We start from the raw sequence: 12,948 nt of genomic DNA, 5'->3' as shown, positions 1-12,948 counted from the left end.
CCCCATGTTTTCTGGCAGCATCCTACTACAACATGACTTGTGTGTACTTAGTAGCCTTAAAAAGGAGAGGGACAAGAGGAGAGGGACAAGAGGGCGTGGCTAAGAAGAATTTTCTGGCTGGGGGAGCAAACCGGGATAGAAGATTTGGTAAAACCAGGCGAAGTTTTGATGAATTTGCTGCTGAATGCGGGGCGGCACCGCATGGGGCGTGGGGGGAGAAATCTGGGAGCGGGTGGCGTGGGGAAACTTAAAGCGGTAGTAGCTGTCGCTTTCGTGGGGGGTTACCGTGAGATTTTGCGGGTCAAAGTCTGCGGCGGGCAGGCCCAGCCAGGTGTAGAGACCCTGCATGGTCTGCACAGGCTCTTGCATCAGGTGTTCAAATACCAGGTAATAGAGGCGATTTTGCAAGGCGGGGTCGAGATCTTGCAGCGCTTCGAGGGAACGGAGGGGCGAGCCCACGACACCTTCGGGGCCGAGTAACTTATCGGCGCGGCCATAGCGGCTGAGGCTAGCGGAATGATCCGGAAAGTCGAGCAAGATCGTCTTTTGGTGTTGCGCTTCGACGGAGCCGACGATTTGCCCCAGTTCGCGCACACACACCACCATGCGAAAGTCGGGGTCGAGCTGGGCGACGGTTTCCAGGTGGTGCAGCCAGCCGCGATTTTTGTCCACTACCCAGGCTTTGTCCGACTCGGCAAACCAGCCATTCATAAAGCCGCGAAAGGCATTCATCAGCCGCTGATAGACGAGGTCAAACTCGACATCGAGCTGGGCGCGGAGAAAGTCGTCATTACTGAGGTGCTGCCGCAGGCCCACCAGGGTGGGGCACAGGGGCGAACTGTGGCCGGTACAGTAAATGTCGGGGTGGTGGCCCAGCAGTTGACAGAGCAGGGTGGAACCCGCACGGGGTAGCCCGGTGACGTAAATCAGCTGCTTAGTGAGCATGGTGAGCGCCGCCCCAGTCAGGTCGTGTGCCCGGCTTTGGCCCGCTAGGGCAGGGGGGCGAGGGCGGCCCATCTGCGAATTGGCAAGGACGACGGAAAATCATGGTTATCAATGCACCCGTAACATAACGGTGATGCCCCCGACAAAGCGGCTCAAGGGGCACCGCATTCGGTGAAATATTTTGATTGAACGCTCAAATAATAGTGCCCAAAACAGCCGAGGGGGAACAGGTCAAAGGTGCCTTTACCAGGACCTTAAGAAAACTTTACTGGCGGTTAGTGCATGGGTTCAAACGGTTTTATGAGTTGCCGCCTGGGTCGCAGGGGGCGATCGCGTTGCCACACCAGTCGCACCTCCAGCAGCCGTGCGCGCACCGCCCACATCATGAGCCATCCAAGCCAGGGGCAAGTCGGTATACCACAACCGTCACTGGGCCTGAGGCCGGTGTCAATGAGGGCGGCAAACCTGACATGCTCCCATCCGGCTCGACTTTCGTTTTTTTTATTGCAACGATTAAATAAACTAATCACTCGTGTTTTTTGATGTCGGGCAACATCGCCAATAGCCTTTCATACTGGGGTGATTACGCAGTCGAGCTGCCGCCGATTTAGTAATATTTCGGGTGACTGGGCCAAGGGCTCAACGTGTCGAAAATAACAGCAAAGAAGTCATAAAACGATAAATATCTCTCTATGCTGTGTCGTAATTAAGCCACCGCATCGCCATTGGGTCTAACCTGATTCATTTTTTTGGGTTCAGCCGTGTTCTAGGAGCATTATTCGGCCTACCTGGAACTTTGTAATTAAAAGCGTGTTTTATCGGCACGTTTGGAAGGATGACAGTTCGTTATCGTTCCTAGACCCCAGTGGACTACCCACAGTTTTCTGAGTGGGTGACGAGGTACCCTCGCACCTGGGCTCACAATTATCGCGTGGGTAGAGTTGCCTGCTTAGTCCTGACTATCGGTTTCTTCTAGGCTGATCAGGAAGGTGTCTTCTCGGCTGCCTAGGAAGTTGCCACCCGCTGTTTTTACTCAGCCCAGCCGGTTCATTTAAGCGATGAACTGTTTTTATGCATGGAAATAGAGGGTTCCCAAAAGCGTTTTTTAAATGTGCTTGTGTTGGGAGATTAAGCAGTTGCCAGGTGGTGAAATCGTCGTGCTGAATGTTTGATATTTGTTATACGAGAGATTCTCATGAGTTATGTAAAACGGCACCCTGACTCGGAGGCTGATGCCGCTTTTCCGAGACTATTGTCGAAGCTGTTGAATCCCCGGAATCCCCTGCTGGTAATTTCCCTGGCAGGCATTTTTCTGGTTTTGTTGGCCCGACCCGGTCTCGCCCAGGATGAGACGTTGACAGGGGTAGATGTGATCTTCGCGCCCATTGTCAACGTCATGGCCACCCTGCTGTTCTTCAAGATTGGCGGAGAAAACGGCTTCCCCTTTATTGTGCTGTGGCTGTTTGTCGCCGCCCTATTTTTTACGCTGCGCATGGGCTTTATCAACCTGCGCGGCTTTAAGCACGCGATCGATGTGGTGCAGGGCAAGTATGACGATCCCCATGACGAAGGAGAAGTTTCTCACTTCCAGGCACTGGCAACAGCGGTCTCTGGCACCGTGGGCTTGGGCAACATTGCTGGGGTGGCCGTGGCGATTCAACTGGGTGGTCCGGGTGCCATGTTCTGGCTAACTTTGGCTGGATTCCTCGGTATGGTGACCAAGTTTGTCGAGTGCTCGTTAGCCGTTAAGTATCGTCGCATCCTAGACGACGGTACGGTGCTGGGGGGGCCGATGTACTACCTCACCCGGGGCCTTTCGGAGAAGGGGATGCGGCCCGTGGGCCAGGGTTTGGCGGTGCTCTTCTGCATTCTCTGCATCGGTGGCAGCTTGGGCGGGGCCAATATGTTCCAGTCAAACCAGGCCTATGCGGCCATTAGTGGCTTGATTCCGGGCTTGCCAGCATGGATTTTTGGTTTGATTCTGGCGGGGCTGTCGGCTTTTGTGATTATCGGCGGTATTCGCCGGATCGGGGCGGTGGCGGAAAAGCTCGTCCCCGCGATGGCGGCGATTTATGCGATCGCCTGTCTTTTTGTCATCATCGTGAATATTGGTCAAGTGCCCGCTGCGATCGGCACCATCATCAGCGAAGCGTTTGCGCCCACGGCGGTGGCTGGTGGTTTGGTCGGTGTGATGGTGCAGGGGATTCGTCGGAGTTCTTTCTCAAACGAGGCGGGTGTAGGGTCGGCAGCGATCGCTCACTCTGCGGCCCGTACCGATGAGCACATTCGTGAAGGCATGGTGTCTCTGCTAGAGCCCTTTATCGACACCATCGTGATCTGTAATATGACTGCGATCGCGATCGTTTTGACCGGGGTCTACCAAGACACGGGTGACACCTTAAGCGGCGTCGCCATGACCTCCAGCGCCTTTGAATCTGTGATCGGCTGGTTCCCCATTATCCTGAGTATTGCCGTTTGCCTGTTTGCCTTTTCCACGATTATTTCCTGGAGCTACTACGGCATCCAAGCGTGGACATATCTCTTTGGTGAGCGCAGCACTCTGCTGTTCAAGCTGATCTACGTGACCTGTACTTTCTTAGGTACCTTGACCAGCCTGGGCCTCATCATCGACTTTAGCGACTTGATGCTGCTGGGCATGGCCTTCCCCAACTTGGTGGGCTGCTATATCTTGTCGAACGAGTTGGCGGGTGATTTGAAGGACTACTGGCAACGGTTGAAGTCGGGACAGATGCCGACCTATGAAGAACTCGCGACAGCGAGCACCCCTTCTGAATAGATTTGGGACAGTTGGCGGCAACGGTTAACGAGCCGCCGAGTCTGACAGGGAGAAAATTCGGCTAGTCAGGTTTTTAATGGCTGTGGCCGAATCTTCTCCTTGCACCAGAATCCACTCATCAGTTGAGCGACTTGCCGCCAGGTTGCCCTTAGGAGTGAGAGTCCATTTCTTGACAAGTTTCTTTCTCAATGATGAAGCGACGACGTTGACTGGGAGGAAGCGACTGATATTCACCGTAGGATTGGCAAAATTGCCAAAAAGTTTGTAAAAAGCTCCACGGCAAGGTTTTAGGGGCTAAGCCTCTCAGTTCTGGAGCATGGGTAGAAATTGAAAGCCAAAACATAACTGGCTCCTTGAATATTGGGTTCTCTTGTTGACTTGTCTTGATCTTAAAAAACCCTACTTTTAAGAACAAACACTCTGGTCGATGGCAACTATGCAAAAGCTACATACTTACGTCATGGCTTAGTGATATTGGCAACAGTGGTCAGATTGACGCCTGCCAGTTTGCCCCCTTCACACCCAGCCATCAGCCAGGAGCGGGGGCACTCATAGCGGCTTTGAGTGATGTTCATGCGGTCTTAGTGAATCAGTGACAACACCTTGATTTTCGGCAATCCGCCCAGGAATGCACAGGGGCAATCCCGGTAAATTGTTTCGGATACAGTTTGAGTTTTTGCAACTGTACTGGTCGGCAAAAATGTCGACTGTGATCGTTAACTGTGGGAATGATGAGCTGAAGCCGTATCTAGCGCTGGTGTCGATAGCCTAAACGAGCACAGCGAGACATCATTTAGGGGGAAATCCTCTCCTCGGGTTTGGCCGGAGGCGATCGCTCTCCTTGGGTCGCGCGCTGCGATCGCCGCTCGAACCAAAACCACACGGCGATGACTAGAGCAGACTTCACCGCGCCAATCAAGTGAGAGAGTACGCAGCGAGCATCAATGGGGGGAACTTGGTCGTTCTAGGGCTCGATTCCAGCCGCTGAATTAGAGTCCACTGCATTAGAGATCTATCCACCCGGCGGAAAATCGATCCGCGTCTGTCCCCCGTCGTCCCCTTGGTAAATGGGCGAGGGGCAACTAGACGGAAGTCCTTCACTTTTTGGGAAAGAATTTTAGGTGGAGGGGCACAACGGGCCGATGATTTACGCCGAGCGAACTGGATACTTTTTGACTATATAAAATATATAAAAAATAAAATATATAAAAATAGCGGCATCTGGCGATTGAGCCAGACTCCGCTGCATGAAAAACAATTTACTTTCGGAGGTGCAATTATTAAGGAAAATGGCGGCTAAGTGGGCTTACCCCGCGAGCGATCGCGGGGACAAACTCTTTCAAGCCTGAAGCAGGCAGAGACTTGACCAGATAGAGGCTAATATCCGTCATTTGGAAATAAGTGCATCCCAAGTTTGTCGTGTGAAGTCTGCTCACGAACGAGATGCCTGTCCTAAATCCTTGATGGATTAAAAACTTGGGATGCGCTGTTGCAAAACTCGCTCAATCGGCCTCTTGGCTAATGGCGAATGACTAGTACTGGACAGTGGGAGAACCGCACCACTTTTTCTGAGACTGACCCCATGAAAAATCTGGATAAGCCCGTCTTACCGCTAGAGGGAATGACAATTAAGTCCATGCCGTTGCTTTGGGCGTAGTCAATAATCTCAGAACTGGGATTTCCCACTTCCACCGTGAATTTAATCTTCTGATAAATCTCTTCTGGAAAATGTTTGGTGTACATTTCACGGATTTTGGCGATGCGGGTATTGTCGTCAACCGTTTGCCAAACGACACCAGGATCGGTTGCTTCGAGAGGAGACAATACGTATAACGCATGAACCTTGGCGGGATCTTTGACAAATTCCAAGGTGTCTTTGAGTGCCTTCATGGCTTCATCGGAGAAGTCAATGGGAACTAGAACGTTTTCGCTAGAAAACAAGGGCATTATGTAATCCTCTCATAACTATTTGAACGCAGATGTTGAGCAGTGCTAGCTCGATGAAGATTTTTTTGAATTTGTAGTTAAGCAAATATTAAGTTATATGCGCTTCTACATTCCTATTTTAAGGCTCATCAAGAATCTATCATGTATCGATTGTTAACAAAATGTCGGACTAAGCCATGGAATCAGAAATTGGCAGGGCCAATCTCTCGTGACATGACTTTCAATCATTTTACGGTGGCTGGTTTGTAAGCTGATTGTGATGGTGTTGATTGGTGATGACTTCTTAAAACTTACAAATTGCCAAGGCTGTAATCTGATTGCTCAGACGTTAGGCTGTAATCAGTTTCATTCAAACTCTGTAATTGAAATTTCCACACAGAAAATATGGTTACCCAACTGCAAAAGCCTGATTACGAAACTAAGACGCTAGCGATCGCCAATGGTTTGCTGATGGCGACTCGGGAAAAGAAAAATTTTCTCGCCCAGATGCGCGACCAAATGCGCTGGGACGACAAGATTATGGACTTCGCTATGGACAATCCGGGGTTGAAGGTGCAGCTTTTTCGCTTCATTGATGCGCTGCCCGCTCTGCGCAGCAAGCCCGAAATTGCCCGTCACTTGCAAGAGTATCTGTCTGCCGATGCGGTGGAATTGCCCGGGGCGCTGAAGAGCTTGCTGAACTTCACCAATCCGGACTCGATGCCGGGGCAGTTGGCTGCCACCACGGTGGCTCCAGCGGTCGAAACCCTCGCCTATCGCTACATCTCGGGCGAGAACATGGACAAGGCGATCAAAGCGATCGAGCGGATGCGGAAGGACAAACTTACCTTCACCATGGATTTGCTGGGGGAGGCGGTGATTACCGAGGCGGAAGCGGAAGCCTATCTGTATCGCTATTTGGACTTGATGGCGCAGCTCTCAGCAGCGGCCAAAAATTGGAAAACCGTGGACGCGATTGACCGCGCGGGGGATCACCCCCTGTCTAAAGTGCAAGTGTCAGTGAAGCTGACCGCTTTTTATTCTCAGTTCGATCCGCTCGATGCTGAGGGCAGTCGGCAGGCAGTGAGTCAGCACATTCGCACCTTGCTCCGGCGGTCAGCCGAGCTGGGGGTGATGGTGCATTTCGACATGGAGCAGTACGAGTATAAGGATCTGACCCTGGCGATTCTGAAAGATCTGCTGCTGGAGCCGGAATTCCGCGATCGCGATGACCTGGGCGTCACCATGCAAGCCTATCTGCGCGACAGCTATGAGGATTTAGAAGGGTTGGTCGCCTGGGCCAAACAGCGGGGCACGCCGGTCACCGTCCGCCTGGTCAAAGGGGCCTATTGGGATCAGGAAACCATCCTGGCGCGGCAAAATAACTGGCCCACCCCGGTCTACAGCCAAAAGGTGTCGACCGATGCCAACTTTGAGCAGATGACACGTCTACTGTTGGAAAATCATCAATATCTCTACGCCGCGATTGGCAGTCACAATGTGCGATCGCAGGCCTATGCCATGGCGATCGCGGAGGAACTGAAGATTCCCAAACGCAACATTGAGCTGCAAGTGCTGTACGGCATGGCGGACAAGTTGGCGAAAATTCTGGCGGATAAAGGGTATCGTGTGCGGGTCTATACCCCCTTTGGGGAACTGATCCCCGGCATGTCCTACTTGATTCGCCGCCTGTTGGAAAATACTGCGAACAGCTCCTTTTTGCGGCAAAACCTGGAAGACGCCTCGGTGGAAGATTTGCTCGCTGCCCCTCAGTTTGCGCCCGAAGATCAGGCGGTCGAGGCTGGGGAACCGGAAGACTGGGGCGAATGGGCTCCCCCGTTTGAAAATTCGGCGGATACCGATTATGCGATCGCGGCTGAACGGGATGCCGCCACTGAGGCCATGGAGACGGTGCGCCAGCAGCTCGGTCAGCGCTACCGTCCCATCATCAATGGTGAGGCGGTGAATACTGACACTAGTTTGGATTCGGTGAATCCCTCAAACCCGTCGCAGTTGATTGGCAAGGTGGGGTTGACCAGTCAAGCCCAGGCCGATGCCGCGATCGCCGGAGCCAAAGCGGCCTGGGCCGACTGGGCCGCGACGCCGCCAGCGGAACGGGCCGCCATCCTGCGCCGCGCCGCTGACCTCATGGAGTCGCGCCGGGCCGAACTCAATGCCTGGATTGTGCTCGAAGTCGGAAAGCCGCTAGGACAGGCCGATCCAGAAGTGTCGGAAGCGATCGACTTTTGCCGCTTCTACGCGGATGAAATGGAACGACTCGACGCGGGCTACGCCTATGACTATCCCGGTGAAACCAATCGCTACCGCTACTTTCCGCGCGGCCTGACCGTCGTCATTTCCCCTTGGAATTTCCCGTTTGCCATTACGACAGGCATGACGGTGGCCTCGCTAGTGGCGGGCAACTGTACCCTGCTGAAGCCCGCTGAAAACTCGTCCGTCATTGCCGCCAAAATTGTCGAAATCCTTTACGAAGCGGGCATTCCCGCCGGGGCGCTACAATTCTTGCCCGCGATCGGTGCCACGGTGGGGGCGCATCTGGTGCAGCATCCCGATATTCATATGATTGCCTTTACGGGCTCACGGGCCGTCGGGTGCGAAATCTATGCCAAAGCGGCGCAGTGGCAGCCCGGGCAAAAGCATCTGAAGCGCGTGGTCGCGGAGATGGGCGGCAAAAACGGCATCATCGTGGATGAAAGTGCGGATCTCGATCAGGCGGTGCAGGGCGTCGTGTATTCGGCGTTTGGCTTTAGCGGGCAAAAGTGTTCGGCTTGCTCCCGCGTGATTGTGGTTGAGGCGATTTATGAAACCTTCTTGAATCGGCTGATTGAAGCGACGCGATCGCTGCATGTGGGCGATGCCGCAGCGGCGAGCACCAAAGTTGGCCCCGTCATCGACGCTAAGGCCCAGGAAAAAATTCTGAGCTACATCGAAACGGGCAAGCAAGAGGCGACGTTGGCCCTGTCTCTGTCGGCTCCTGAGCAGGGCTACTTTATTCCGCCCACGGTCTTTACTGACGTCGCTCCCGACGCGGTGATTGCCCAAGAGGAAATCTTTGGCCCGGTGCTAGCCGTGATTAAGGCCCCGGATTTTGACACCGCTTTAGCCATTGCGAACAACACCGATTACGGTCTCACGGGCGGTCTCTATTCCCGCACGCCGTCGCACATTGACCGGGTGCAAACCGATTTTGTGGTGGGCAATCTGTACATCAACCGCAGCATCACCGGCGCGATCGTGTCGCGGCATCCCTTTGGGGGGCTCAAGATGTCTGGCGTCGGCTCCAAAGCTGGTGGGCCGGACTATTTGCTGCAATTTTTAGAGCCGCGCCATGTGAGCGAAAACGTGCAGCGTCAGGGCTTCGCGCCCATCGCCGGGGTCGATGACTAGCAACCCCTAATCAGGAGCCGGGGAGCGCTTAACCGCGTTCCCCGACGCCACGATTGGAACGGCTCAGAGATAAGGAATTATTCAGTTGGAACAGCGGTCTCGGCTGTCCACTAGCGAGCATACTCAGCGACCCATCCACGCACCCACGGCCTCACCGAGACCGCTGGCGTTAACTACTTTTACGGCGCGGTGAATCCTTCGGGCAGGGTGGCACCCTCCAAGGTGGCTCCGTCTAACACGGCTTCTTCTAAGTTGGTGCTGGCGAGGTTCGCGCCGGTCAGGTTGGCGTCAGTGAAGTCTGTGCCGGACAAGTTGGCTCCCCGTAGGTACGCCCCGCTCAAATCAGCGCCTTTGAGATTGGCATCTGTCAGGTTGGCCGTCGTCAACGCCGCTTGCGTTAAGTTCGCGTTCGACAAGTCGGCATTTTGTAGGTCAACGCTGTCCATCAGCGCATTGCTCAGGTCAGTCCCGGCTAGCTTGGCGTTACTGAGGTTGGAGCGGTTGAATTTAGCGTCCTTCAAACTTTGGCCTGCCAAATCGGCCCCCAACAGGTCGCAGTCCAAGCACTCTCCGGCCTGGGCTTGGGCGATCGCATTGGCGGCATCGCCCCCCGTCTCTGGGCGAGAGCACCCGATCATCACAACACTGGCGGTGGCTAAAACAACCCCAAAACCTCGGCAATAAGTGGAAATCACGCTCATTTAAACTATCGTCGTCGCTAAAGTCTTTCACAGTGTAACGTTAGCGAATTGCCTTCGTAGAAGGGTCTCCCGACAAATCCTGAAACACAAAAATTGGCCCCCGACGGGTGACCAGAACGGGTGGCCCTGTCCGCTGTTCGGCGGGATGAAGTTGGTCGCCTCGGTTTGCCGCTTGTTTTACCGACAGAGAGCGGGTTACTCACGCCATTGATAAGCGCCGCCAGAACAGCTGCTATCATGACAAGCAATACCTGAACGTCAACTCAGATATTCAGTTGTCTATCGGACTCCCAAGATGTCAGATACGCACGGCCACGATTGCTCTCGTCACTCTGTCCCAGTCGCCAACGCTCACATGGCCCAGCAGAAAACGCCCGATCGCGACTGTTGTACAGCCCCGGCGGCCGCTGATCGGGAGAGTGCCTCATCTTCCGCAGTGGCCCCCCAGGCCTGTGGCTGTGGCGACAGTCCTGCAGCGATGAATCTCTGGCGAGAGCTCAGCCCGATCCTGATTTCGGTGCCGCTGTTGGTCATCGGTCTGGTGTTTAACGAGGCTCTGCAAGCCACACCGGGGGGCCTTGCGGAATATGCGGTGCTGCTGCCCGCCTATTTGCTCTGCGGCTGGGGCGTGTTGACCACCGCTGGCCGCAATGTGCTGCGGGGCCGCTGGTTTGACGAAAACTTTTTGATGACGATCGCCACCCTGGGCGCGATCGCGATTCAAGAGCTGCCCGAAGCCGTCGGCGTCATGCTGTTCTTTCAGGTGGGCGAGCTGGTGCAGGGCTTGGCGGTGGGGCGATCGCGGCGCTCCATTCAAGCGCTGCTGGCGGTGCGGCCCGACACGGCCAATCTGCAGACGGGCGACACCCTCACGGCTGTTGACCCGGAGACCGTCCCGGTGGGAGCCGTGATTTGGGTGCGACCGGGGGAAAAGGTGCCGCTGGATGGTGACGTGCTCACGGGCACGTCGCGGGTGGATACATCGGCCCTGACGGGGGAATCGGTGCCGCGATCGGTGGCGGTGGGCGAGCCGGTGTTAGCGGGGATGGTGAACCAGTCGAGTACGCTGACGGTGCGCGTCACTCGTCCCTTTGGCGAGTCATCCATCAGCCGCATTTTGGCCCTGGTGGAAAATGCCCGCAGCAAAAAGGCCCAGACCGAAAAATTCATCACTCGGTTTGCGAAGATTTACACCCCCGCTGTAGTGTTCCTTTCCCTGGCGGTCGCTTTACTGCCGCCGCTCCTCGTGCCGGGGGCGACAGCGGCAACCTGGGGCTATCGCGCCCTGGTGATTTTGGTGATTTCCTGTCCCTGTGGGTTGGTGATTAGTGTGCCGCTGGGCTTTTTTGGCGGCATTGGGGCGGCGGCCAAGCAGGGCATTTTGGTGAAGGGGGCGACGTATTTAGATGCCCTCACCCAGGTGAAAACGGTGGTGTTTGACAAGACGGGAACGCTGACCCAGGGCAACTTTCAGGTCACTGACATTGTGGCGCACCATGGCATGAGCGATCGCCAACTGCTGGCCCTCGCCGCCCAGGCGGAATCGCAGTCCACCCATCCGGTGGCGCAGTCCATTCGGCGCGCCTTCGATGGGGCGATCGACGAGTCCGGCATCCAGAACTATGAAGAAATTGCCGGACACGGCATTCGCGCCCAGGTGAATGGGCAAACGGTGCTGGCGGGCAGCGATCGCCTGCTGCATCGCGAGGCGATTCCCCATGACGAATGCTTCACCGATGGCACCATTGCCCACCTGGCGGTGGATGGTGAATATCAAGGGCGGATTCACATTGCGGATGAACTGAAGCCGGACGCGGCGGCGGCGATTCGGGCTTTGCAGGCTCAAGGCATCCAGACTCATTTGCTGACCGGGGATAGCGCTTTTGTGGCGCAGGCGATCGCCCAACAACTGGGCATCGACCACGTGCAGGCGGAGCTGCTGCCCGAAGATAAGGTGGCGGCCCTGGAAGCGATTTTGGCGCGGCGCTCTGACCCGCAGCACAAGGTGGCCTTTGTGGGGGATGGCATCAACGATGCCCCGGTGATTGCGCGGGCCGATGTGGGCATCGCCATGGGGGGCCTGGGTTCCGATGCGGCGATCGAAACGGCGGACGTGGTGATCATGATCGATGCGCCGTCGAAGGTGGGGGAGGCGATCGCGATCGCCCGCCGCACCCACCGCATCGTCTGGCAAAATATCGCCTTTGCTCTGGGGGTGAAAGCGCTGTTCATTGCCTTGGGAGCGATCGGGGTAGCGACTCTGTGGGAAGCGGTGTTTGCCGATGTGGGGGTGGCCTTGCTCGCGATTCTCAATGCCAGTCGGGTGCTGCGGTCTGACTCCGCTCATGGATAGATCAGGGGACGCTTCCCTGGCGGTTCAACCAGAATATCCAGGCATTGATCCAGGGAAGCGTCCCCTCGCGCCTCAAAAATCACCCCCATCAGGGGACGGGTCCCTTGGCTGATACCTGAGCTTTCCGGTTGAGCCGACAGGGACCCGTCCCCTCGCGCCCCACCGATCGCTCCCGGCACCCGGTCCCTGCCAGATGGCCTGATCTCCTGAAGGCACGACCCAGGGACCGGGGGCCTCCGGTGAGATTTAAGACTGCTGGAGCTGCTGGAGCAGGGCTTGGGTGGTGGGATGATCGGAGAGGCGATCGGTTTGCCCCGACTCGATGACCCGGCGAAGGAAACCGACAAAGTTGTTGTAAACGGTTTGGGTATTGGGATGACTTTCGCCGAGCCGTTGATCAAATACGTGAATTGCTTGTAGATACAGTGGCTCGGCTTCAGCAAAGCGTTCGAGCACTGTGTATAGCACTGCCAGGTTAACCACATCGATAGCGGTATCAGGGTGGTCTTCGCCCAGTGCCGCAATATCAATTTGTAGGGCTTGCAGATACAGCGGTTCGGCGGCCTCGTAGCGACCCTGTGATCGATACAGTGCGGCGAGATTGTTGAGGCTGGTGGCGACAGCGGGATGGGCCTCGCCCAACAGCGCTTGCCGCATCGCCAGCGCTTCTTGATACAGCGGTTCGGCGGCCTCGTAACGGCCCTGCGATCGATACAGTGCGGCGAGATTGTTGAGGCTGGTGGCGACATCCGGATGGCGATCGCCCAACAGCGCTTGCCGCATCGCCAGCGCTTCTTGATACAGCGGTTCGGCGGCCT

General features: G+C 55.7%; 8 protein-coding genes. 3 read left to right on the top strand and 5 right to left on the bottom strand.

Annotated elements, in window-relative coordinates; translation table 11 throughout:
- Positions 1-99: 99 nt before the first annotated feature.
- Positions 100-1,017 carry a sulfotransferase gene (locus JUK32_RS20995; protein ID WP_239112913.1) on the bottom strand — a complete coding sequence of 306 codons (918 nt, stop codon included), beginning with the start codon at positions 1,015-1,017 and terminating at the stop codon, positions 100-102.
- Between the two features lie 1,123 nt (positions 1,018-2,140).
- Between JUK32_RS20995 and JUK32_RS20990 the strand changes: the two genes are divergently transcribed.
- The gene (locus tag JUK32_RS20990; protein WP_204140826.1) at positions 2,141-3,742 is read left to right on the top strand and encodes a sodium:alanine symporter family protein; all 1,602 of its coding nucleotides are present in this window, start codon (positions 2,141-2,143) and stop codon (positions 3,740-3,742) included.
- Positions 3,743-3,890: 148 nt separating this feature from the next.
- Here JUK32_RS20990 and JUK32_RS20985 read toward each other — a convergent pair whose 3' ends face one another.
- Positions 3,891-4,085 (bottom strand): hypothetical protein, encoded by a 195-nt coding sequence (locus tag JUK32_RS20985; RefSeq protein ID WP_204140825.1) that lies wholly within the window; start codon positions 4,083-4,085, stop codon positions 3,891-3,893.
- Positions 4,086-5,260: 1,175 nt separating this feature from the next.
- A complete protein-coding gene (locus JUK32_RS20980) occupies positions 5,261-5,689 on the bottom strand; it encodes a universal stress protein (RefSeq protein WP_204140824.1) in 429 nt (142 codons plus the stop codon).
- Between the two features lie 384 nt (positions 5,690-6,073).
- Here JUK32_RS20980 and pruA point away from each other — a divergent pair, with 384 nt between their 5' ends.
- The gene (gene pruA / locus JUK32_RS20975; protein ID WP_204140823.1) at positions 6,074-9,076 is read left to right on the top strand and encodes an L-glutamate gamma-semialdehyde dehydrogenase; all 3,003 of its coding nucleotides are present in this window, start codon (positions 6,074-6,076) and stop codon (positions 9,074-9,076) included.
- A gap of 179 nt (positions 9,077-9,255) precedes the next feature.
- On the opposite strand, the gene JUK32_RS20970 is transcribed toward pruA, so the two are convergent.
- Entirely contained in the window at positions 9,256-9,777 is a 522-nt protein-coding gene (locus tag JUK32_RS20970; protein ID WP_204140822.1) for a pentapeptide repeat-containing protein, read from the bottom strand.
- 478 nt (positions 9,778-10,255) lie between these two features.
- Between JUK32_RS20970 and JUK32_RS20965 the strand changes: the two genes are divergently transcribed.
- Positions 10,256-12,130, top strand: a complete 1,875-nt coding sequence (locus tag JUK32_RS20965) for a heavy metal translocating P-type ATPase (protein WP_375541594.1) — start codon at positions 10,256-10,258, stop codon at positions 12,128-12,130.
- Between the two features lie 246 nt (positions 12,131-12,376).
- On the opposite strand, the gene JUK32_RS20960 is transcribed toward JUK32_RS20965, so the two are convergent.
- Positions 12,377-12,948, bottom strand: a 572-nt coding sequence (locus JUK32_RS20960) for a tetratricopeptide repeat protein (RefSeq protein WP_204140820.1), incomplete at its 5' end; no start/stop codon positions are given.

This window comes from Halomicronema sp. CCY15110, assembly GCF_016888165.1.
Classification (GTDB): domain Bacteria; phylum Cyanobacteriota; class Cyanobacteriia; order Phormidesmidales; family Phormidesmidaceae; genus Halomicronema.
Note: the sequence above shows the minus strand (reverse complement) of the source record. Positions and strands in the feature narration are given on the sequence as shown.